We start from the raw sequence: 23,014 nt of genomic DNA, 5'->3' as shown, positions 1-23,014 counted from the left end.
AGATTTAATAAAACCTGAGAAAAAGGTGTTAAGATTAATATAATATACTCCTATCAACAAGAATACTTAAACCATGTCAACCAAAGAACAGCTACTAAAAGAAATTGAACAATCTCCTGACTATCTCATCGAAGAAGTATTAAACTTCCTACTCTTTATTAAACTTCGTTTAAAACAAAAAATAACCCCCAATACGAATAGACAAACCCCTTCTAGTCAGGAAAATTATATCTTAGATATGATAGATGAAATCACCCAAGATATTCCCCAAAGTGAACTCGAACAACTACCAACTGATTTTTCTAAAAATTTAGATCATTACTTATACGGTTTACCACAAATTGAAGAATGAAGATAGTATTTGCAGATACCGGTTATTGGATTGCGATGATTAATAAAAAGGATAGTTTACATCAAAAAGCAAGACAAGTAACCTTAGAAATGAATCCCATAAAAATAATTACAAGTGAAATGATTTTGTCAGAATTACTTGATAGTTTTTCCAAACAAGGTTTATTTCTAAAACAAGCAACAGTGAACCTAATTAATCGTTCCTACGATAATCCAAATATTGACATTATTCAACAAAACCCTCAACTTTTTAAACAAGCATTGAATCTATACAATCAACGACTTGATCAACAATGGAGCCATACAGATTGTTCTTCATTCATTATCATGCAAAACTATCAAATAAGAGAAGCTTTAGCTTATGACAAACATTTTGAGCAAGCAGGATTTATTGCTTTACTTAGGACATAAAACCGATGAAAAAAATAGTTTAAGAAACCAAACACTTTTGTAGCCTGTCCATAATTTGAGCATCCCTTATAATAACTATTAACATTAAAAAAATGCCAAATCCTCGCCATTTCCTATGCTGTCCCAAATAAAAACCCTTGCTGAAGACCTTGCACCAAGATTAATCGAAATACGTCGTCATTTCCACGCACATCCAGAACTAAGTGGACAAGAATACCAAACCGCAGCCTACGTTTCAGGGGTTCTCTCATCTTATGGTATTCACGTACAAGAAGCAGTAGGAAAAACAGGGGTTGTAGGCAACTTAGAAGGAAATGGCACAAAAAAAGGAATTTTAGCCATCCGCACCGATATGGACGCTTTACCCATAGAAGAAAGGACAAAACTAGAGTTTGCCTCCTGTAAGTCCGGGGTAATGCACGCCTGTGGCCACGATGTCCACACCACCCTTGGCCTAGGAACCGCCATGATTTTAGCCCAGTTACGAGACCAATTACCCGGTAACATCCGTTTCCTATTCCAACCCGCCGAAGAAATCGCCCAAGGAGCAAGTTGGATGGTGCAAGACGGGGCGATGCGAGATGTAGATGGCATTTTTGGAGTTCATGTATTTCCGTCCCTTACAGCACGTTCTGTAGGCATTAGGTACGGTGCCTTAACCGCAGCAGCAGACGATATTGAAATCTTTATCCAAGGAGAGTCCGGTCACGGGGCCCGTCCCCACGAGGCAACAGATGCTATCTGGATCGCATCTCAGGTTATCACCACCCTACAACAAGCAATCAGTCGCACCCAGAACCCTCTCCGTCCCTTGGTTTTGACCATTGGTCAAATAACAGGAGGCCGCGCACCCAATGTTATCGCCGATCAAGTGAGAATGGCCGGAACAGTGCGATCGCTACATCCAGAAACCCACGCCAACATACCCGAATGGATAGAAAGTATTGTTGGCAATGTCTGCAATGCTTACAACGCGAAATATGAAATGAACTATCGTCGGGGAGTGCCTTCGGTTCAAAACGATCTGAACTTAACGCAAATCATAGAAAGTGCCTGTCGAGAAGCATGGGGCAACGATCTTGTCGAAATATTACCCGAACCCTCCTTAGGTTCCGAAGATTTTTCCTTATACCTAGAACACGCCCCCGGCACCATGTTTCGCTTAGGAGTAGGCCATGACAATAAAGACAACTATCCCTTGCATCATCCCCTCTTTGAAGTAGATGAGTCAGCCATTGTTACCGGGGTTGTTACCTTAGCTTATGCTGCTTGTAAATATTGGGGAGTTTAGGAAGTGTGGGGAGTGTGGGGAGTGTGGGAGAGAGATATCAACTCCGAACTCCGAACTATTTAACAATCTGAACCGGCATAACTAAATAAGTCATTTGTAACCCTCCCAAAGGATTAAAAATAACCGGCTGATTGCCTTCGTTTAGCTGCATTTTAATATCTTTGGTGGGTAATGCTTTCAAACCATCCATTAAATATTTAACATTAAAAGCAATTTCTCCGCTTTCCCCCGTTACTTCTGCCGGCATCGATTCTTTAGCACTACCTAAATCTTGAGTTTCCACTGATAAAGAAACTTGTCCTTCTTCATGACTAAACGTACACTTGACTAAATTGTTTTTTTGATCAGCTAAAACCGCTACCCTTTCCAAACTACTCAATAACCTTTTTCTTTCTAAACAAACGCTGCGAGTAAACTGCTGAGGGATGAGCATTTCATAATTAGGATAAGCACCATCCAACTTACGAACCGTTAAACGTTGATAACCCAATTGAAACACCACTTGAGCCTCATCCACCTGTAACGCAATGGTATCAGATTCACTGCGATTACCAATTATTCGTTCTAACTCCCGTAAAGCACGCGCTGGAATCGTTACCGCAAACCCCTCTAAATTAGGCATTTCAGGGATTTTTTCCTTCTCATCCGCCTCCTCATCCGTTTCTGGAGATAAAGAGGTTTCTACCACAGATAAACGGTGGCCATCGGTGGCCGCAAACTCTAAACTATCAGGAGTCCCAGTTAAATGAACCCCAGTTAAAATTTGTTTGGTTTCGTCGCTACTGGCAGCAAATAACGCCCCTTTTAAACCCTCCGTTAACATAACAATAGGTAATTGAAGGGATTCCCCTTCTTCCACTGTTGGTAGTGGAGGAAATTCCTCCGCATCCATGGCCCTGACTTGAAACTGTCCCGACGCTGATTTTAAAGCCACAATTTGACTCTCACTATCTTCGTCTTCTTCAACCATGAGAGTGATTTCTCCTTCTGGAAGTCGTGATACAATATCATTAAGAAGTTTAGCTGGTAGGGTAATTTTTCCATCTTCGCTAACATCAGCACTAAAACTGGTTTCTATACCTAAACTGAGGTCAAATGCCGTTAAGCTAACTCGATTTTTTTGACTATCAGCCACTACCAAAACATTAGCTAAGATAGGATGAGTGGGACGAGAAGGAACAGCGCGACTGACTAAAGATAAATTGCTATTAAGATCACTTTGACTGCAAAGGAATTTCATAGGGACTTGAAAAGGTGATAAACGTAGATCAATTGTATTTTAAAACAGCTTCTCCCTTACTTAAAAAAATCTTTTGTTTCCTAGAAACTTGTGGAAAATTTGTGGAAAAAATGAGACAGTTTTCCACAGGTTTCTCAGATTAATTTCAAAAATTCTCAACTGCGCCGCCTCAATTCTAACATAACCTAATTTCCTTGAGCTTAGATAGAATATAATCCCCATAAAAAGCCTAAAAATCACCAAAAATATTAATTTATTCAGAATATTAGAAAATTTTGTAATTTTAGGTAATTTTAACTTTTTCCACAGAGCAAGAAAAATAGGAAAAAGTAACATCGATCACGGCAATTTTTGTTATTTCCCCCAAAGATGAGTAATATGGCCTTGTTTTTTCCCCCAATCTTCCCCAAGTATGAGCGAAATTTTTACCAAAAAGGTTTGGTTTTCTAACGTCAAAAACGATTTATTATCAGGGACACTTGTTGCCTTAGCCCTCATTCCTGAAGCGATCTCCTTCTCCATTATTGCTGGAGTTGACCCGAAAGTGGGCTTATATGCCTCCTTTTCCATTGCAGTCATCACCGCCTTTATGGGAGGCCGCCCTGGTATGATTTCAGCGGCTACAGGAGGGATGGCCTTAGTAATGACCAGTTTAGTCAAAGATCACCCTGCCAACGGTTTACAGTATCTTTTGGCCACAACTATTCTTACAGGTATTCTACAACTTCTCTGGGGTTGGATCAAACTCCCAAACCAGATGCGCTTTGTGCCTCGTTCCGTAATGATCGGATTTGTCAATGCTTTGGCTATCCTGATTTTCCAGGCACAACTCCCTCAGTTTCAAGGGGCTTCTTTCCTAGTTTATGCTACGGTTGCTGCCGGCTTAGCCATTATTTATGGCCTACCACGACTAACTACCATCATTCCCTCCCCTTTAGTAGCTATTATCATCATTACTGCCGTCTCTTGGATAGGGAAATGGGATATCCCAACTGTAGGAGATCAAGGGGCGTTACCCACCAGTTTACCCATTTTTGCTCTTCCCCAAGTTCCTTTTAATTTTGAAACCTTACAAATCATCCTCCCTTATGCCTTAGCCCTCTCTTTAGTAGGGGTACTTCAATCCTGTTTAACCGCTAATGTTGTTGATGATTTAACTGATACCTCTAGCAATAAAAACCAAGAAGCCTTAGCCCACGGGACGGCCAATATTATCACTGGATTTTTAGGCGGTATGGCTGGATCTGCCATGATTGGTCAATCGGTTATTAATATTAGGTCTGGGGGGCGCGCTCGCCTTTCTACCCTCAGTGCCGGTATTTTTCTACTTATTTTTATTATTGTCTTTGGAAAATGGGTTGCACAAATTCCTATGGCGGCTTTAGTGGCAGTGATGATTATGGTTTCTATTAGTACCTTTAACTGGGGTTCTATTATGAATATTGGCAAGTTCCCTAAGAATGAAACCGCCGTGATGATAACCACTGTATTCATCACAGTTTTAACCCGTAATTTAGCTATTGGGGTGTTGATTGGGGTAGCAATGAGTGCTATTTTCTTTAGTCGGAAAATTGCCAATCTTATTCATGTTGATTCTTACTTAAAAGAAGAAAATAATGAGCGTATTTATAGTGTCAATGGCCAAGTGTTTTTTGTGTCTGTGGATAGCTTTTTAAGTGCCTTTGATTTCCGTGAAAAATTAGATAAAGTTACTGTAGACCTAAGCTATGCCCATTTATGGGATCATTCAGCAGTAGATGCCGTAGATAAAGTCGTCTTACGTTATCGTAAACGAGGGGTAGAAGTGCAAATAATTGGTTTAAATGAAGCCAGTGCCACCCTTTTAGAAAGACTAGCGACTCACGATCAAGACGATGCTTTGGAGGAGATAGCTAGTCATTAGATTTTTTTGTAGAGGCCATTGCCTCTACAATTAAGGTTAAGCACTGTATTGCCATTCTTGGGTTTTTTGTCTAACTTTTTCTAACTGATATACTAAGAGTTCTTGAATTTCTTGATAACTTTCTAGTTCAGTTAAATGGGGTTGTCCTTGTAATAATTGACTACGTTGTTCTAGTTTTTCTAGTCTTTGAGTCGTTTGGGCAATAATTTGATTAGCTAGAGCCAATTTTTCTGATAATTGGTTTTCATTTCCAGAAATCACAATAGGCGCATCTAAGAGGTTAATCACCTTCTTAATTTCTCTTAAACTAAGAGAAAGTTGTTCTTGATAATAGTTGAAAATGGCTTGTATGGTTTTATTGTGGTCAGTTGATAAATTATTCATGAAATTTAATCCTAACTAGACAACTTCTACAAAATAATCGGACTCGATACTAACACTGCTTTTTGATCCAAGATAGTATTTTTAGATATTTTTAAGAATTGCTGTTAGTAAAAAAGTTGACCTTAATCGAATTCAGATTCAGGCATCAGTTGTAAGATTCCCATAGCCAGGGCTTTTGGTTCAAGATATTGAGCTTCAAAGACAGCCAACATATCCTTGAGATTAGGATTACCCCGAGAACTACCAGTCACTCCCATCGCTACCACCAAACCGCAGTATCCCCCTGTTTGCTGACAACGTTGTTCCCATTTTTGCCTAGCTTGTTGATGTTCGGGATCATCCTGCATAAATTCGCCGAAAATAAATAAAGAATTATCTCCTGTTTGTAAAATGCCCAAATCGTAGATTAATTCTTCCCAAGGATCTTCACCTGGGTTAAAACAAACCCCCTGAACATTACCCGCTTGCTGGAGAGTTTCGATCAATTGTTTGGCTTTAGGGCGAGAAGTTTGTACAACAACCACAGGCATTCCCTCTCCTTTTGGGGTTGCTTGCTGCAAGGGATAATAGGTTTTCGGGTTATTTTGTAATTCCTCAAGAACACTCCAGGGAATCATCCCTAAACTTAAGAAAGAATTGTCGGGAATCAGATCATCGACTATAGGAAATCTGAGTCTGTCATTTTCATCATCATCCTCATCGTCTTCTAACCCTTCTAATAATTCTGCTGTCAGTTCAGGGAGAGTAGAAACCTTGAATTGAATGGTGTTGCTGGGATTGTCTTCTGAGAAATAAGTGAAGCGATGATATCTTTCGATCTTATCAATAATATCTTCACCTAATGACAATTGATTGCGTTTAAAGAATCTTAAGAAAGCTTGTATGGCAAAGGAAATAATTTTAGCTTCGTCTTCATCCAGAAAAGGACGGATACCTTCGTAGGGGTGAATACTGCCGTATCTAGGTAGGCTCAACTCCCCTTCAAGGTCTTCTTCATCGAAATCATATTCAGGAAATTCTTCTTCCAAATTATCAGGAAATTCAAAATTCAAAAACCAACAATCTTGAGCTAAAAAAGCTTGTTCAAGCTGATCGGTCGACTTTTCCTCCAGAGCGGCTCGACGAAACTTTTTAAGAGACTCCAAAGAGCGATAGAGAATGAGACCATATTCTTCTCCAGCCATTCCCATCACACAAAAATAAATCGTCTCAACTCCCCAACGATTCAATTCAACGGAAATAATATCGTGATCAGCTAGGAAATCCCAAGGAGCAGCTTGAGCCACATCATGAGCGACTTGTAACAATTCCGCTTCGTAATTTTCAGGCAAAGCCGGGGGACGAGTATCTTCAATTGTTTCAAAACTACGGAACAGTTGGTCAATTAATGGTAAATCTGGGGCATAATCAACGACAATATCTAAACTTTGTAAAGCACCTCGTAGGAAAAACTGTAATTCTCGGCTACGCACCACAATCTTTTGTGGTCGGCCCGGTTGGGAAGGAGTATGAGGGGACTCGATCGCTCGCAGGAGAGTTCTGACTACCGCTTCAGGCCCTGCCTCCGGGGCTGCTACATCCATAGCCCTAACGACACCTTGAGAACCATCAACCCAGATAATACATTCTTCTTCTGCATAGTTGCCAGAAACTCTACCTCTGAGACCAGCGACACAACGGCGATCGCCTTCCCAAACACTGGGAATTTGAGGGATTTTTTGTAGCCGACGTAGCGTGGTTTGAGGCAAATTATTCATAAAAATTGATACATACAGTGAAGTTATAGGAGCCAGCCGAGAAACCGAAAGTTAGATTTTTAGTAGTCGTAACCTTTCACACTCATTCTACCCTAAAAGGCAAGTGGCATAGGGAAACAGTCAAAATGTTATGTTTTTTAGATCACTTGATAGATAAAGCTTAAAGTTGACCAAGCTCGAACGTCAAGAATATAACTATCAGGGTTAGGCTCAAGGATCGTGTTAGTTGCGCTACTAGCAGAGGCCAAGTCTTTAAGGAGAGCTTGAGCTACTGCTAAAGGATTATCTAGAGTAAGAATTTGCTGTTTATCGGGTTTAAATTCTGGGATTTTTTGGAGGACTTTTAGGGTTTCCTCAAAAGGGGCGATCGCTGCGATCGCTAAAATTTGTTCCCATCCTTGGCTACTAGATGTTGTCAAAGTGAGTCCAGTAGAAGTGGGGGGAACAAAATTCTTTTTCCCTGGTTGAATCAAAGGCTGTTCATTGGGGTTAGCCTTTCTTTCTTGTTCGTAAGGAGGGATATAAGCGATGGCTTGCCCATTACTATTAATACCCAAAACTAGATAATAAAGGGGTTTTTGTCCAAGATTTTCTAATTGACAACGTAACCGAGTTCCTCTAGGTACTTGAGGGATATCTGGAACATTGGGGACTGGGGTTACACTATCGTTATTGTTTTCGCCGGTTGGCAGTTGTGCTGTGGTTGATGTTCCTCGAGTGGTTTGCCGTTGTTCGATGGCATAAGGTTCAGGATCGAGTGCTTCGAGAGTGATACGACAAGGGAGTTGAGAAGAGGCTTCATTAAGGGTTAGGCCCCATAATTTTAGGGCTAGGAGTTTTTCTAAAAAGGGACGTAATCGCCCAACGGCGGATTTAATGGCTTCTCCTGAGTTTCCGGTACTATTGGGTAGTTGGAACCCTCCGGGGAGAAAGAGGGCATAAGTTGCGCTTTCTTGGGGTTGATCTGATGGGGTTGCTACGGATGAGCGTAACCCTAAAATACAATCCACTGGTTCTTCTCCTTCGCTCAGCACATCAGAAACAATATCAATGGCTGAAAAAGCACTGGTGGCATCAACTCGTTCAATGCGTTGTAATTCAGGATCGAGAGCAACGGTTAGACCCATGCTGCTGGGGAGGCAACGAAGGGACTCTTGTAAGAGTTGTCCCACTTTTAAAGGGGGGTTCGGGCTTTGTTCTGGAGACAGTTGCCTTACTGTGGCCTTGAGACCATTGCGAGAACGCAGTTGTAAGGGAACTGAAGACAATGATTGGTCAGTTATGGCGTTAAAGACCGAGTTTATCCCATAATGTCGCAGAATATTGATGGGAAAACCTGTTAGGGTAATAGTCGCTGTATCTGCATCCTTAACCCCACTAATAAAAGCTTCTGCTCCTTGATTCGTGGTGGGCAAAAGATAATAGGTAAAAAGAGGTTGAGGGGGACTATTTTCTTGTTGGGGTTGTTGTTCTCCTCCCATAATAAGGAGTATTTGTTCTGCGGTTTTGTTGAGAGTGATATTGATAGAACTTGCCGGTGCTTTCGACCATAAATGTTGGGTCAAAGCATAAGTAAACAGTCCTGCACTAAAACCATTCCCTTTCATTTCCGTGGCTACTTGTTGTGGTCCAGCAGCAGTGAGGATAATACCTGGTTCCATTGAGGCTTTATTTTTGGGGAGTGTTTCGCTCAGTTTTGCCTGAAAGGTTAATTCTTCTGGGTCTATGCTATCGCTTGAGTATGGAAAAGAGCGAATTCTTAGATTACCTTGAAGGGTTTGACCGCTACTATGGTAACTGGTATCAAAGACCATAGTTACTTTCTCTGTAGAAAGCGATCGCCCTAATAACCTAATGGTTTCCTCGCAAATATTGTTAGTGCTGGGCTTTCCTATTCTTAATTTAATTCCATCTTGAGGAATAATTCCTGCTAGTTGTTTAGTCGGGGTAGCCATCAACTCAGAGGGAACGTTAACGTAATTCCCATAACCACTAAAGTGAAAGATGACCACATCCCCTGCTTTGGCCTGTTTGATTAAATGTTCCACAAAGGCCGTTTTAATGCCTTGAGTGGTGGCTTCTTTATCGGTCAAGGTCAGAATATCTTGGGGGTTAAACCCAAAGCGATGAATCAGTAAATCTTTTTGTAGTTCAACATCAGTGATACAGCCTTTGAGGTTGTATCTTTGTCCATAATTATTTATCCCCACCAATAAAGCTAATTTTCGATGGGTGGGTTCTGCTAAGGTTTGATAGTATTTTTGGACTTTTTGGTTTGGATATAGCCATTTCAGGCTTTCTTGAGCGACCCCCCAGGTGAGTAAGGTCTGTAAAAAAGTGCGCCGATCCCATTTCATTGTTTCTGTTTGCTCTCTTGGGAAGATACCGCTATCACCATTATGCAGGTTTCATTAATTCTATTACAAATTTGCTGTTTACGGGGAGTGGGGAGTGTGGGAAGAATTGGAAGTGTCAGTAGATCACAAAGTCAGTTTGAGACAAGCAGGGGGGGCAGAGGGGGAAGTACTCTTTGCCTCACTTAACTGGTTAACTGGAGTGTTTAGAGCAAAACCTACGAAGTATTGCCAGTCTCCCATTGCCCCAGTCTCCCCCTTCTTCTAATTAACTCTGCATGGCTTTAATTAACTCGGCGGCGACTTCAGGACGAGAAAACTGAGGGGGTGGCATTTCTCCTCGTCTTAACATTTCTCGAACTTTAGTCCCTGATAGATGAATACGTTCTTCTTTAGCACTGGGACTGGTTTTACTGGTGGCCATTTGTCCAGTGCGTTTACAGTAGAAGGCGTGTTCAAATTTCATTGGCACAATACCCAATGCTTCGGCATCAAATTCATCAAAAATATGTTGTGCGTCGTAGGTTCCGTAATAGTCTCCTACACCGGCGTGATCCCGTCCCACGATAAAATGAGTACAACCATAATTTTTACGGACGATGGCGTGGAAAATGGCTTCTCTGGGGCCAGCATAGCGCATGGCTGAGGGGTTAATGGCTAAAATTACCCGATTTTGGGGAAAATAACTATCCATCATAATTTCATAACAACGCATCCGCACATCGGCAGGAATATCGTCGCTTTTGGTGGCACCGACTAGGGGATGTAAGAAGAGTCCATCTACCACTTCTAAGGCACATTTTTGGATATATTCGTGGGCGCGGTGGATGGGGTTACGGGTTTGAAAGCCAACAACGGTGGACCATCCTCTTTCTTGAAATGATTTGCGCGACTCGGCTGGATCAATTTGATATTTGGGGAATAATGGGTGATCGTCCCGTTGTAATAACCAAACGGGCCCTGCTAAATTAACTGCCCCTTGCTCGTAAACGACTTTAACTCCGGGGTGTTTGCTTTCGTCGGTTTTATAGACGTTGACGGCTTCGTGGGTTTTATTGTAGTGATATTTCTGGGTTAGTTCGAGAACTCCGATAAAGTTACCGTTGGGATCGTCTAATCTTACCCAGTTTCCTTCTTTGAGGGAGTCGGCTACTTCTTCGCTTACGGATAGGGTGACAGGAATGGACCAGGGTACCCCGTTGCTTAAGTGCATTTCTTCGACTACGGTTTCGTAGTCGCCCCTTTCCATAAACCCTTTAAGAGGACTAAAGCCACCAATAGCAATCATCACTAAATCAGAGGTAGCTCGTTCATCTAGTGTAATTCTGGGTAATTTGTCGGCTTGGGCTAAAAATTCCTCTTTTTCTGCTGGCGTGGCGATACGGTTAATTAAATGACCCCCATGAGGGGCAATACCATCTGTATGTGTCATCTTAATTATATGTTTATAGTAGCTGTCAGGATTTATCGTACCAGGGTCTGGGAATTTTGGATTAACGAACCTAATTAATCGTCGAAAGAAGGCTTTAATGCTAAGATCTAAGCACTTATGTCTAAGTTGATCCTATAAATTAACAGTAAAGTTGTTAGCGGTGGAATCTTTGATTAGTCAGAAAAAATTTTCAGGAATTGTGCCATGAATATAATGGTGGTTGATGATGAACAAGATATTACTCTCTTGTTCAAACAAAAGTTTAGAAGGGAAATTCGACACAAAAAGCTAGATTTCTCTTTTGTTTTTTCTGCTGAAGATGCTTTAAAGACTCTTGAGCAAACTGAAAATCATTTAATTCTCATCTTAGCTGATATTAATATGCCCGGAATGAATGGCTTAGAATTGTTGAAAATAATTAAAGAAGATTATCCTACAATCAAGGTATTTATGGTGACTGCTTATGGCGATGATTACAATTATGATACTGCTATACAATATGGGGCTGATGATTATCTAACTAAACCGATTCAATTTGAACATCTCAAAGAAAAAATAAGTGAATTATTTTAAGTGAAAACTAAGTTCTATGGAAATTCCTAAAATTTTGGTCGTTGATGATGAATTAGATTTAGAACGACTAATGAGACAAAAATTTAGAAAAAAATTAAGGCAAAAAGAAATTGATTTTGTCTTCGCTCATAATGGACGAGAAGCGTTAGAATATATCGAAATTCATGGGAACATTGATATAGTGATAACTGATATTTATATGCCCGAAATGGATGGGATAACTCTCTTAACTAAACTACAAGAAATTGACCCTATTCTTAAAGCAATTATTATTTCTGCTTACGGTGATCTGGATAATATTAGGGCAGCTATGAATTGTGGTGCTTTTGATTTTATAACGAAACCAATTAATTTCAAAGATTTAGAAATAACTACTACTAAAACTTTAAATCATGTTCAACAGATTAAAACGGCTTTAGCACAAGAAGAAAAGGCAAAATTGGCTCAACAAAAGTCTTTTAAAGAGTTAAAACTAGAGATTGAAAAGCGAAAAGAAGTAGAGGCAGCACTACGAAATAATGAAAAGCAACTGGCTCAGTTTTTAGCAGGTATTCCTGTAGGAATTTTTATTATTAATGCTCAGAATAACTGCCCTTATTATGCAAATAATGAAGCTCAAAAAATGTTTGGTGATAAATTAAGAACTGATATAACTTATGATGAATTAATTGAAATTTATCAACCTTATTGTTTTGAAACTGGGGAGAAATATCCCATCGAGCAATTGCCAATTAAAAGAGCTTTAAGAGGAGAAAATAATACTATTTCGGATATCGAAATTCGTCATAAAGAAAAGCGTATACCTCTAGCAATTTCTGCTCAACCTATTTATGATGAAAAAGGTAATATTTCTTATGTGATTGCAGCTTTTCAAGATATTACTCAAAGGAAAAAAGCCGAAGCTGAAAGAGCCCATTTTACTCAAGAACTAGCTCAAAAAAATTTAGATTTACAAAAGGCTAAAGATCAATTGTCTAATTATAATGCTACCCTAGAAAAAAAAGTTATTGAAAGAACCCAAGAACTAACAGAAACCTTGGAAATTCTCAAAGCAACTCAAGCAGATTTAATGATAGAAAATGCTCTATTAAGGAGTGCTGAAAATGAAAAAAAATATGATTATCAAGTGGGAGGAAGTTTACCAATAGATGCACCTAGTTATGTAGTTCGTTCTGCCGATCGCTATCTTTATAAAGCCTTAAAATCAGGAGAATATTGTTATGTTTTAAATGCGAGACAAATGGGTAAATCTAGTTTACGGGTTCAAATTATGAAACGATTACAAGCAGAAAACTTTGCTTGTGTTGCTATAGATTTATCAGAAATTGGTAATCGAGAACTAAACATAAAACAATGGTATGCAGGATTCATTTATATATTATTAAGTGGTTTAGACTTATTAGATAAGTTTAATTTTAGACAATGGTTAAAAGAACATAATTTTTTATCTCCTGTACAGTGTTTAGGAGAATTGATATATCAGATAATTTTGCCTAATGTTGGTCAAAATATTGTTATTTTTATTGATGAAATTGACAGTGTTTTAAGCTTAAATTTTTCTCTGGATGATTTTTTTATTTTTTTGAGGAGTTGTTACAATAAAAGGGCTGATAATCCTGATTATAAAAGAATTAATTTTGCTTTGTTTGGGGTAGCTAGTCCTTGTCAATTATTAGAAGATAAACAAAGAACTCCTTTTAATATTGGGCAAGCAATTCATTTACAAGGATTTCAATTCCACGAAGCACAACCTTTACTACAAGGATTAAAATCTAAAGTTAATCGTCCCCAAGCTGTCTTAAAAGCTGTTTTGTTTTGGACAAATGGTCAACCGTTTTTAACCCAAAAAATTTGTCAATTAATTCATAAATCTCAAACAGAAATTATGAAAAATCAAGAAAATAAATGGGTCGCTAATTTAGTGCGATCACAGATTATAGAAAATTGGGAATCCCAAGACGATCCCCAACATTTAAGAACCATTCGCGATCGTATTTTACAAACATCTCTGGATAAAAAACAACTCTTACAAACATATCAAACCATATTACATCAACCGAATTATCCTATCTGTGATGATGAGGAAATAAAAGAATTAATTTTATCAGGATTAATTATTAAAGAGAAACAGTATTTAAAAGTTCACAATCCAATCTATGCAGAAATTTTCAATAATAACTGGATAGAATGTATGAAGAATAAATATCAGTAAAAAGTAAATAGTGAATAGTGGAAAATAAATTTAACTGATAACTGGTAACTGCTAACTGGTAACTGATCCAAAAAATCGTTAAAATTAAGAATAATGACAAAAAAAATCGAGACTTTATGATTCCAACCGTTATTGAAACCTCTGGCCGTGGGGAACGGGCCTTTGATATTTACTCTCGTCTCTTAAGAGAACGTATTGTGTTCCTTGGACAAGAGGTAAGAGATGAAAATTCCAATTTAATCGTTGCTCAGTTGTTATTCCTCGAAGCAGAGGACCCAGACAAAGATATTTACCTCTATATCAACTCTCCTGGGGGTTCTGTATCGGCAGGTTTAGGTATTTTTGATACCATGAATCAGATACGTCCTGATGTTTGTACCATTTGTATTGGGTTAGCTGCTAGTATGGGAGCATTTCTCCTCAGCGCAGGAGCAAAGGGTAAGCGCATGAGTCTTCCTAACTCTCGGATTATGATTCACCAACCTCTTGGTGGGGCCCAAGGCCAAGCAACAGATATCGAAATTCAAGCTAAGGAAATTTTGTATCTTAAGGGATTATTGAATAACCATTTAGCAAGTCATACTGGAAAACCCTTAGATACAATTGCTGAAGATACAGAAAGAGATTTCTTTATGTCCGCAGAAGAAGCTCAAGAGTATGGGTTAATTGACCAGGTGATTAACCGTCGTCCTTCAGCAAGTAACCCTCCTGTTATTGCTGGATAAGAGACGATTTCATTCTCGTTCATAGTTCGGTTGTGGTGGGCAATGTTGAACATATTTTGATTAACTATTCGATTATTCCATTTGCCCACCCTACTGGCTCAATCAAATATCTGGGTTTTAGGACTTGTTGTGATCGTGATTTCAACATCTTGATTGAGCCAACTCAAAATCACAATAAGTGGGTCCATGGTTTCATCAATTAGATGACGTTTAAGAAAATAACAAGTTAATCTAATGTATATTTTTTAAAAATATCTCCTCTTACGACTCTAGCTTTTCTATGGTTGGTTCCCGAACACATACATCTGTAATATTCACCAAATTCATTGTCTTTATGTTTATTATCCATAATATTTTGTTCTAATGCTTCTAATTTGCTGGCTAAATTTTGACAAATATTTGCTCCAACTTTTGCTATTTCTACTACCATTGTAAAAAAGTTAGATTTTCGATACCAAATCGAATCATCAGCAAGTTGAAAGTCTTTAATAATAGCAAAAGTTTTAATTAACAAAGCTTTAACATGGTTTTTATTGGAATACTCGTCATTAAATTTGACAATGTAGGGTTCTATTTCTTTGTCTTGAGGAAAATAACCCTCTTCTTCCAAGGTTGACATAACTAATAAAATAAAGTACAAGTCTGCCATGCGAGTAAATTCTGATTCACGAAACACAGGAAAATTACTTAAATCAATATTTTCTAATATATCTTTACCTGTTTGAATAAATTCACCATCATAAACAGCATTATGAATCTCTATATCTTCAAGTTTGAATTTAGTTAAATTAATTCTCCTAAATACTTCTTTAATATCACTTTCATTCACTTTACCGATATCTCTAACTACAACTTGGTAGGATAAAAAATCTGACCTTTCGTCATCAGTTAACTCCTCAAATTTTGTGATTTTTTTTAAAAGTTTATCATGTTTTCCATCAATATACTTTTTAATTGTTGTTAATCTTTGTTGTCCATCTATTACCCATTCTGTTGTTCGCATTTTTTTTGTATCCACTTCCCCTTTACAAACGTAAATTTCTGGAAAAGGATACCCTTTTAAGATAGTATCAATAAATTCTTCTTGATGATCATGAGTCCAAACAAACTTGCGCTGAAAATCTGGTCTAAGAATTAATTTACCGCTTTCTATATTTTGGTAAATATCAGCTATAGTGGGGTTGGTTACTGATGATTTAATTTGTGTTTGCATTTTATCTTATTCGTGTTTGTGAGTTGATAATTCGTTTTAAACTACTGATTGTATATCGTTCAAAATAAGAATAACTTTTGAACACTCCAGCAGAGACTTTATAGTTCCCCACTTCTGATCTACCATAAGAAATGGATTTAAAGAAATCAAACCATGAATCTTTTAAGATTCCTACATCAAAAGAGAAAGGAAGTTTATCAGGTCGAATCCAACCAATTGCTGTATATTCAAGAAAAGAGTGATATTTTTCTAATTCTCTTATGGTTATACTTTTTCTTGCTTTTCTCAATTCCATTTGATATTCGTAAATAGGTTCTAACATTTTTTCGTATAATTGAGGGGAAATGATAGCAACATCAATATCTGAATCATCATCAAATTTCTTTTCTTTAAAAGGACTAAATCCTAATTTTGCTGAACCTGTAATATAGATTTCATAGAAGTTAATGTCAAATTGATTGGCGATTCTTTTTCTAAATTCATAATAGTTATCTTGGTTATCAGTAAATATATAGGGAATTCCATGTATTAAATATTTACGGCAAAAATCAGTTATTTCCTCTTCATTTTTAAGTTGTCTTACGTTGTCGAAGAATGTTTTTAACTCTTTCATCAGAGAAAGTTATCGGATTTTTAAACCATTATATAGCATTTCTCAGTCTAGTGAGGTACAATAACAACAATGAATAAACCAGTTACGAATATCATCTCCAGAGATTTGGTTTAAGGCATATTCAATAGCGTTTGCTAAATCAGGATATGTTCTTGCACCAATCTGACGTAAAATACTTTTAAGCTTTGACGAACAATTCTCGATGGGATTGAAATCGGGAGAATAAGTAGGAAGATAGAGTAACTTAGCTCCGGCCTCTTCAATTAAAGACCTAATTTTTTCTCCTTTGTGAATAGAACAATTATCCATGATTACACAAGCTCCTTTCCACAGTTTGGGGACTGATTTTTGAGAAATAAATGCCTCAAAAGTGAGTGCATCAGTTCCTCCCATTAGACTAGATTGAGCAACAATACCATTTAAAGTCATTGCACCTATAATAGATACATTCATCCCTCGTTTTGATGGTCTTTGTCCATAAGCTCTTTGTCCTTTCTCAGACCTTGCACATAAACGAATTAAAGCTAAATTAACTCCCGATTCATCTAGAAAAACCAGGTCTTTAGCTAGTATTTTCTGAATAGTTTCCCAGAATTCTAATCTTTGCTGTTGGACTTTTTCACTCCCTTTTTCGGTTGGATGCAGTGTTTTTTTTTGAAAGTTAAATTAAAACGATGCAACATTCTATCTACTGTTGAACGACTAATGATAATACCTGTTGTGGCTATGAATTGGTCACGAAGTTCTTCTAGAGTCGCATCATTATTATTTTTGACTAACTCTTCAAGAACTTTTAATTGTGTTAAATTAAGTTTTGTTGGTGTTTGTTTCTTTCGTTTAAGTGGAGCAATATTTCCTGTTTCTCGATATTGTTTAAGCAACTTTTGGACAAAGCTTTTGGCTACATGGAATTGTTTGGCTAATTGACGTTGAGATAGATTACCTTCATTATAAACATCAATAATTTTTTGTCTGAGGTCAACAGAATAGGCTTTCATCTCAAAGTATATTGAATAAACAGGGAATTCGGCGATCGCTCACAGATATTTTCCCGTAAGGGCTATTCAATTGTACCTCACTAGCCTGGGAAATGCTATATAGCCTTTCTCGGACTCATGAGGTACACCTAATACCTAACTCCGAACTCCGAACTCCGAACTCCGAACTCCTAAAACTAGAAAACTCTGTACCTCACAAGTATGAGAAGTGCTATAGCATTATTTCTAGTAAAAAAAGCTTTAAAATGCAAGGTGGGCAATGGACATTAAAAATCTATAAACATTATCCAGAAACCACTTTAAAGCAGTTTTCATAGTTTCTAGGTTAATCATTCTCTAAACGAACTAAGCAATTTTCTCGTTGATAGGTTGCTGATAAAGCAACTTGCCAAGGAAAGGTAAATGATTGAAAAGACTCAGGACTGATTAAATCTTTATCTAAATCAACAATCACTTCATTTAACATAGCTAAAAGTTGCCCTCTTATCTTTCTTAACTGCTGTAAATCTTCAGTTTCTTGAATGTGATCGATGATTTTTAGTAACTGTAAATTATATAAATCTGCTCTATTTTTTTGTTTTCCTGTGAACCAGGAACGCATTTGCCACACCCCAGATATTAATAACATTGAAACCGATAAAACTAAGCCGATCGCTTCTGCATATTCTACCAAAAAACTAGGATTACCCTGATTATAATAATCCAATGCACCCGGATGAAATGTAAACCCTAAATGTGGGTTTTCATCCCAGGGTTCAATCATAGAAGCTTGGATAAATTCTTGCACCAATTCGTTCCTTGCTTCGTATAATATTCTCGTAATTTCAAAAATAATTTCTCGATTAATCTTTTTATTAGTAATTAATACCGCTCGCACTCCTACTGCTGGCAAATCTTCTGAGGGAGTGGGACTAGCACCATTATAACTTCCTTTCGGAATTGACATCACTTCTAATGCAGGAAGTTCTAGTTGTAAAGCGGCTCCTTGATCGATAGGAATTAGTTTGATTTGAGGATTGTTGAGTAATTGAACAACGGCACGACTTTCTAAGGAAACAACCCGAAATAACCCATCTACTTCTCCATTTTCTAATGCTTGATGTGCTTCGGTAATTGGCAAAGGAATAGTTTTGATTTTATCAATATCTAATTGATAGTGTTCTTGCAATCTCCAAAACATATTATACGAACCACTGCCTTCTGACATCAAAGCAATACGTTTTCCCTCAAGATCACTAATATCATCTATTTGAGAATCTTGACGAACTATTAAATGGAATACTTCGGGAAAAAGAAAAGCAACTGCTTTGGTAGAATTATTGATTATTGCATCACTTTGAACTAAGGCTAGTTGTGCATCTTTATTTTGTAATAATTCAAGATTTTCTTGAGATCCATTACTCTCTATAACTTTGATATTTATCCGATTATTATGATTATTTACAACCTTAGATAATGCTTGACCAAAAGCATGATATTGACCTTCTTTTTGCCCCGTTGCTAATACTAAAGTGTGAACTTTTCTGTGATCTTCAAATAATAAAAATGCAAAAGTAATTACTAGCAATACACTGCCTAAAGCCGCAACAATAGCTGATTTTCTGAAAATACTCTCTTTCATAGCATATTTATTTACATTTAAACTAAGCGATCGCCAGTGGATAAATTTTGACGAATATAAGGGGAATCACTTTCATCATAAATTTCTCCCACTAATTCTTCTAAAATGTCTTCTAAGGTCAGTAACCCTACAGTTCCCCCATATTCATCAACAACAATAGCAATATGAAATCGCTGTTGCAGCATTTCTTTTAATAAACTAGGAGCGCGCTTAGTTTCGGGAACATAGATGGGGTTATCCATTGCTTCTGTTACTTTAATTTGAGAGCGTCTTTCTTTAGGAACAGATTGCAAAGTTTGTAAGGCTTTTTTCAGATTAACAATACCCACAATATGATCTTTAGATTCTCCTTGCACGGGAATACGAGAATAGCCGGTTTGTAAGGATAAGTTAATTAATTCTTGCAAACTTAATTCATGGGCAATGGTAATCATTTCTAGGCGAGGTTTAACCACATCTTTAGCCATTAATTGATCTAACCTCAACGCTTTATTTAATAGTTGATGTTTATATAAATCAAGTTTTCCTTTACCTCCCAAAATTTCGATCATTAATTGTAGATCGGTCAATGATTCTCCTACCGGGATATTTTTGTCTGATTTTCCTTCAAATAACTGAATTGTTTTTTGGGTAATTCTCTCGAAAATCTGAACAATTCTCAGAAATGATAATACTTTAGATAACCAAAAAATGGGACGAATACACCAACGAAAAAACGCACGAGTATTGAGAATAGCTAAAGATTTAGGGGTAATTTCTCCAAAAATCAAGACAATAATTGTAACCACCGCCGTAGCAACTCCTAAACCAGCACTTCCCAACCACATGGCAAATAAATTACTGGTAAGAATAGCTGAAAAATTATTGACCAAATTATTACCAATCAATAAGCTAGTAATAAAGCGGCGACGATTTTCCAAGACTAAACGATAAACTCCAGACGAATCGCCCTCCTTGTCGATTAGTCCCCGTAACTTGAAATTATCAAAGGCCGTAATGGCTGTTTCTGAGCCAGAAAAAAAGGCCGATAGCAGCAACATAATAATAATTACTGCTAAGTCAAGCCAAACCTGCCCCAGTAAAGGAGTGGGTTTGGCGATCGTTAGGAAATTAGCGTTTAAGCTTAACAAAATTTTATTGTTAGTAAGAAACTATCAAGAAAACTTAACCAACGGTATAGGCCGTTTTCAAGGCCCAGATAATGAGAGCAGTAATAGCACCGAGAACTAAAAAGGCTGAAACAGCTACCAAGAAAGGTTTATCAGCCCCTTCAAACTTCATAATGCCACGATTTAAGTCCGACATAGCATTGATCCTGATTAACGAATAACAAAGGCTTGATTAGCCTCTTTCCCTATCTAGGTTAGCGAACATTTCACCCTAATGAGTCTAAGAAATTGTAACAAAATTCTAATGTTTCCAGGAATATGATCCCAATCAATGAACCTTTCAAATATTGTCATCGTCTAAACGAATGAGCTAAAATACAAACAAGTTAAAGTCATACCGACTTCACCTTGTAGCTTTTCTTTCTAGTCTTTCTGTATTAACAAAGACAATTTATGCGAAAGATAAGTTTAGCAACAGACTTTATAAGCAGGTTTAAAGGAGTCATATAGTACCAATGCCCACTGCTAACGTTAACACCAAAACCAAACAGCCCATGTATTCAGCAGATATGGTGCGGACTTATCTGCATGAGATCGGGCGGGTACCTCTGTTAACCCATGAACAAGAAATTATTTATGGCAAACAAGTCCAAAAAATGATGAATTTTTTGGAGAAAAAAGAGGAATTAGCTCAAAGCTTAGAGAAAGAACCCACAGTCAAACAATGGGCTAAAGAGCTAGATGTAGACGAAAAAGCTCTTAAAAAAGCCTTAGAACAGGGTGAACGGGCTAAGAGAAAGATGATTGAAGCCAATTTGCGCCTAGTGGTTGCCATTGCCAAGAAATATCAAAAGCGCAACATGGAATTTCTGGATCTTATTCAAGAAGGAAGTTTAGGACTGGAAAGAGGTGTGGAGAAATTTGACCCCACCAAAGGCTATAAATTTTCTACTTATGCTTACTGGTGGATTCGCCAAGCCATCACACGGGCGATCGCTCAACAGGCGCGCACCATCCGTCTCCCGATTCATATTACCGAAAAACTGAACAAAATCAAGAAAACCCAGAGAGAACTCTCTCAAACCTTAGGAAGAAGTGCCACACCGGCCGAAATTGCCCAAGAATTAGAAATTGAACCAGCACAAATTCGGGAGTTTCTCAGTATTGCCCGTCAACCCATTTCTTTAGATGTGAGAGTGGGGGATAACCAAGATACGGAACTTTCGGAATTATTGGAAGATCAAGGAGTATCTCCTGATATTTACATTACCCAAGAATTATTGCGTCAGGATTTGAGTAATTTAATGGCGGAGTTAACTCCCCAACAAAGAACTGTCTTGACCTTACGTTTTGGTCTAGAAGATGGCAAAGAACTGTCCTTAGCCAAAATTGGTAAACGCATGAACATTAGTCGGGAACGGGTTCGTCAATTAGAACATCAAGCTTTAGCCCAACTGCGGAGAAGACGGGCTAACGTGAAAGAATATTTAGCTGCTAGTTAGCACAAAAACCGAGGATAAGCACAATTAGAACGCTTATCCTTTTTTTATGGGCGACCAGGCAGAAAACCCCACAGTTGCTGAGTCTGCTTAGAAAGTAATCTAAAAAAAGTAAGAATATCCCGTTACTTAACAGATTGTAACAAGAGTAGGTGAAATGGTAAGGTTGTTGGAGATCCTTTCTGAACTGAGAATTATTCTCAGACAGAATAAGGATACATAATAAAGGCTTACTGCCTTAAATCTTTCAACAAGTTCACCTAATTTACCTTAAATATGTTGGTCAAAAAAAGAATCGATTACTATCCTGTCACTGTAATTTTGCTAGTTTTAGGGATAGATTTGTTTATATTTTTCTTTAGTCATTCTCTGTGGCCACTGCTTATTTGGATGCCCCTCAGTCTTAATATTAAAGGATGGATTTGTTGTTGGAATCATCATCATCAACACTATAATTTCTTTACTGTACCTTGGGCTAATCGTCTCATTGAACTCATCATGGGTATGCAAACAGGAATTGTCGGAGAAGCATGGGTTTTGCACCATACCCTAGGCCATCATCTTAATTATTTAGATCAATCCCTCGATGAATCAGCTTGGAAAACTCCTCAAGGTCGCTTGATGTCGCGTCTTGAATATACATTTAAGGTAACTTTGATGTCATATCCTAAAGCATTTAAGGTGGGACAAAGACATACTAAATCTCGCAATAAACTGATTCAAAATTTGTTGTTAACAGCCTTAGTTTTGGGTGTATTATGTTACATCGATTGGGTTAAAACATTAATCATGTTTATTATCCCAATGGTCTTTTTGTTATTTATGTCTGTCCATGAAACCTATGACCATCATGCCGGTTTAGATGAAGAAGATCCCCATAAAGCAACCTACAACATTATGGATCGCTGGTACAACTTGTGTACCTGTAATTTAGGTTATCATACTGCTCATCACATTCAATGTGGTCGCCATTGGAGTGAATTACCTCAGTTACACGAAGAAATTAAACATAAAATTCCGGCTCATTTATACCGAGAAGGAACTTTCCCTTTTAATTTAATGACAAAAATGGAGCAGCAATTTTTAGAACTTCGACACCAACGCGGTTAGAAGTATGGGGTGGGCATTGCCCACCCTAGGATGTGAAGAAATATAACAAGATTACCAAACATTGAACATTGAACATTGAACATTTTGGTTTCAAGCCTCTCCCGTCCCGGAGAAAGAAGTTTGGGAGAGGTTTCAAGTAGGGGCGAGGTTACCTCGCCCCTACTTCCAAACGAATGATAAATGATAAATGATAAATGATAAATGATAAAGAGGAATGC

Annotated in this window: 20 protein-coding genes; 9 read left to right on the top strand and 11 right to left on the bottom strand. The window is 37.8% G+C overall.

Annotated features, from left to right (window positions below):
* The first annotated feature begins 73 nt into the window (after positions 1–73).
* The 3 genes from QNJ66_RS00305 to QNJ66_RS00295 all read left to right on the top strand — a co-directional run bounded on the left by QNJ66_RS00305 (position 74) and on the right by QNJ66_RS00295 (position 2,053).
* Positions 74–352 carry a hypothetical protein gene (locus tag QNJ66_RS00305; protein ID WP_300501865.1) on the top strand — a complete coding sequence of 93 codons (279 nt, stop codon included), beginning with the start codon at positions 74–76 and terminating at the stop codon, positions 350–352.
* The gene (locus QNJ66_RS00300; protein WP_300501863.1) at positions 349–762 is read left to right on the top strand and encodes a nucleic acid-binding protein; all 414 of its coding nucleotides are present in this window, start codon (positions 349–351) and stop codon (positions 760–762) included. The genes QNJ66_RS00305 and QNJ66_RS00300 overlap by 4 nt, the downstream gene beginning before the upstream one ends.
* Positions 763–877: 115 nt before the next feature.
* Positions 878–2,053 (top strand): M20 family metallopeptidase, encoded by a 1,176-nt coding sequence (locus QNJ66_RS00295; RefSeq protein WP_300501861.1) that lies wholly within the window; start codon positions 878–880, stop codon positions 2,051–2,053.
* A gap of 55 nt (positions 2,054–2,108) precedes the next feature.
* On the opposite strand, the gene dnaN is transcribed toward QNJ66_RS00295, so the two are convergent.
* Positions 2,109–3,293, bottom strand: coding sequence for a DNA polymerase III subunit beta (gene dnaN, locus QNJ66_RS00290; RefSeq protein WP_300501860.1), 1,185 nt, complete (start codon positions 3,291–3,293; stop codon positions 2,109–2,111).
* 412 nt (positions 3,294–3,705) lie between these two features.
* Here dnaN and QNJ66_RS00285 point away from each other — a divergent pair, with 412 nt between their 5' ends.
* Entirely contained in the window at positions 3,706–5,196 is a 1,491-nt protein-coding gene (locus QNJ66_RS00285; RefSeq protein WP_300501858.1) for a SulP family inorganic anion transporter, read from the top strand.
* 36 nt (positions 5,197–5,232) lie between these two features.
* Here QNJ66_RS00285 and QNJ66_RS00280 read toward each other — a convergent pair whose 3' ends face one another.
* From QNJ66_RS00280 to sat, 4 genes are all read right to left on the bottom strand, one after another.
* The gene (locus QNJ66_RS00280) at positions 5,233–5,580 is read right to left on the bottom strand and encodes a hypothetical protein (RefSeq protein ID WP_300501857.1); all 348 of its coding nucleotides are present in this window, start codon (positions 5,578–5,580) and stop codon (positions 5,233–5,235) included.
* Between the two features lie 122 nt (positions 5,581–5,702).
* Positions 5,703–7,337, bottom strand: coding sequence for a hypothetical protein (locus QNJ66_RS00275; protein ID WP_300501855.1), 1,635 nt, complete (start codon positions 7,335–7,337; stop codon positions 5,703–5,705).
* A gap of 137 nt (positions 7,338–7,474) precedes the next feature.
* Positions 7,475–9,694, bottom strand: a complete 2,220-nt coding sequence (locus QNJ66_RS00270) for a caspase family protein (RefSeq protein WP_300501853.1) — start codon at positions 9,692–9,694, stop codon at positions 7,475–7,477.
* Positions 9,695–9,959: 265 nt separating this feature from the next.
* Complete coding sequence (gene sat / locus QNJ66_RS00265) at positions 9,960–11,123, bottom strand: sulfate adenylyltransferase (RefSeq protein ID WP_300501851.1); 1,164 nt, start codon at positions 11,121–11,123, stop codon at positions 9,960–9,962.
* A 204-nt stretch (positions 11,124–11,327) separates the two neighbouring features.
* Between sat and QNJ66_RS00260 the strand changes: the two genes are divergently transcribed.
* The 3 genes from QNJ66_RS00260 (at position 11,328) to clpP (ending at position 14,633) form a co-directional block, all read left to right on the top strand.
* Positions 11,328–11,696, top strand: a complete 369-nt coding sequence (locus QNJ66_RS00260) for a response regulator (RefSeq protein WP_300501850.1) — start codon at positions 11,328–11,330, stop codon at positions 11,694–11,696.
* A 16-nt stretch (positions 11,697–11,712) separates the two neighbouring features.
* Entirely contained in the window at positions 11,713–13,908 is a 2,196-nt protein-coding gene (locus QNJ66_RS00255; protein WP_300501848.1) for an AAA-like domain-containing protein, read from the top strand.
* Positions 13,909–13,991: 83 nt separating this feature from the next.
* Entirely contained in the window at positions 13,992–14,633 is a 642-nt protein-coding gene (gene clpP / locus QNJ66_RS00250) for an ATP-dependent Clp endopeptidase proteolytic subunit ClpP (RefSeq protein WP_300501965.1), read from the top strand.
* A gap of 226 nt (positions 14,634–14,859) precedes the next feature.
* Here the strand turns inward: clpP and QNJ66_RS00245 are convergent, their stop codons facing one another.
* The 6 genes from QNJ66_RS00245 to QNJ66_RS00220 form a co-directional block, all read right to left on the bottom strand.
* The gene (locus QNJ66_RS00245; RefSeq protein ID WP_300501847.1) at positions 14,860–15,846 is read right to left on the bottom strand and encodes a DUF262 domain-containing protein; all 987 of its coding nucleotides are present in this window, start codon (positions 15,844–15,846) and stop codon (positions 14,860–14,862) included.
* Between the two features lies 1 nt (position 15,847).
* The gene (locus tag QNJ66_RS00240; RefSeq protein WP_300501845.1) at positions 15,848–16,459 is read right to left on the bottom strand and encodes a hypothetical protein; all 612 of its coding nucleotides are present in this window, start codon (positions 16,457–16,459) and stop codon (positions 15,848–15,850) included.
* 42 nt (positions 16,460–16,501) lie between these two features.
* Positions 16,502–17,457 (bottom strand): IS630 family transposase gene (locus QNJ66_RS00235; protein WP_300501844.1). Its coding sequence is split into 2 segments (ribosomal slippage): positions 16,502–17,124 and positions 17,124–17,457, totalling 957 coding nucleotides; the frame shifts between segments, so codons are not numbered across the junction.
* A gap of 325 nt (positions 17,458–17,782) precedes the next feature.
* Positions 17,783–19,078, bottom strand: a complete 1,296-nt coding sequence (locus QNJ66_RS00230) for a TAXI family TRAP transporter solute-binding subunit (RefSeq protein ID WP_300501843.1) — start codon at positions 19,076–19,078, stop codon at positions 17,783–17,785.
* Positions 19,079–19,095: 17 nt separating this feature from the next.
* Entirely contained in the window at positions 19,096–20,118 is a 1,023-nt protein-coding gene (locus tag QNJ66_RS00225) for a hemolysin family protein (RefSeq protein WP_300501963.1), read from the bottom strand.
* Between the two features lie 124 nt (positions 20,119–20,242).
* Positions 20,243–20,383, bottom strand: a complete 141-nt coding sequence (locus QNJ66_RS00220) for a hypothetical protein (RefSeq protein ID WP_300501841.1) — start codon at positions 20,381–20,383, stop codon at positions 20,243–20,245.
* A 319-nt stretch (positions 20,384–20,702) separates the two neighbouring features.
* Between QNJ66_RS00220 and QNJ66_RS00215 the strand changes: the two genes are divergently transcribed.
* Together QNJ66_RS00215 and QNJ66_RS00210 are read left to right on the top strand one after the other, a co-directional pair.
* Entirely contained in the window at positions 20,703–21,689 is a 987-nt protein-coding gene (locus QNJ66_RS00215; protein WP_300501839.1) for an RNA polymerase sigma factor, RpoD/SigA family, read from the top strand.
* Positions 21,690–21,962: 273 nt separating this feature from the next.
* Entirely contained in the window at positions 21,963–22,796 is an 834-nt protein-coding gene (locus tag QNJ66_RS00210; protein ID WP_300501837.1) for a fatty acid desaturase, read from the top strand.
* The last annotated feature ends 218 nt before the right edge of the window (positions 22,797–23,014 follow it).

The organism is Crocosphaera sp. (genome assembly GCF_030064895.1).
Classification (GTDB): domain Bacteria; phylum Cyanobacteriota; class Cyanobacteriia; order Cyanobacteriales; family Microcystaceae; genus Crocosphaera.
The sequence above is the reverse complement of the archived record's forward strand: the minus strand, read 5'-3'. Positions and strand labels throughout refer to the sequence as shown.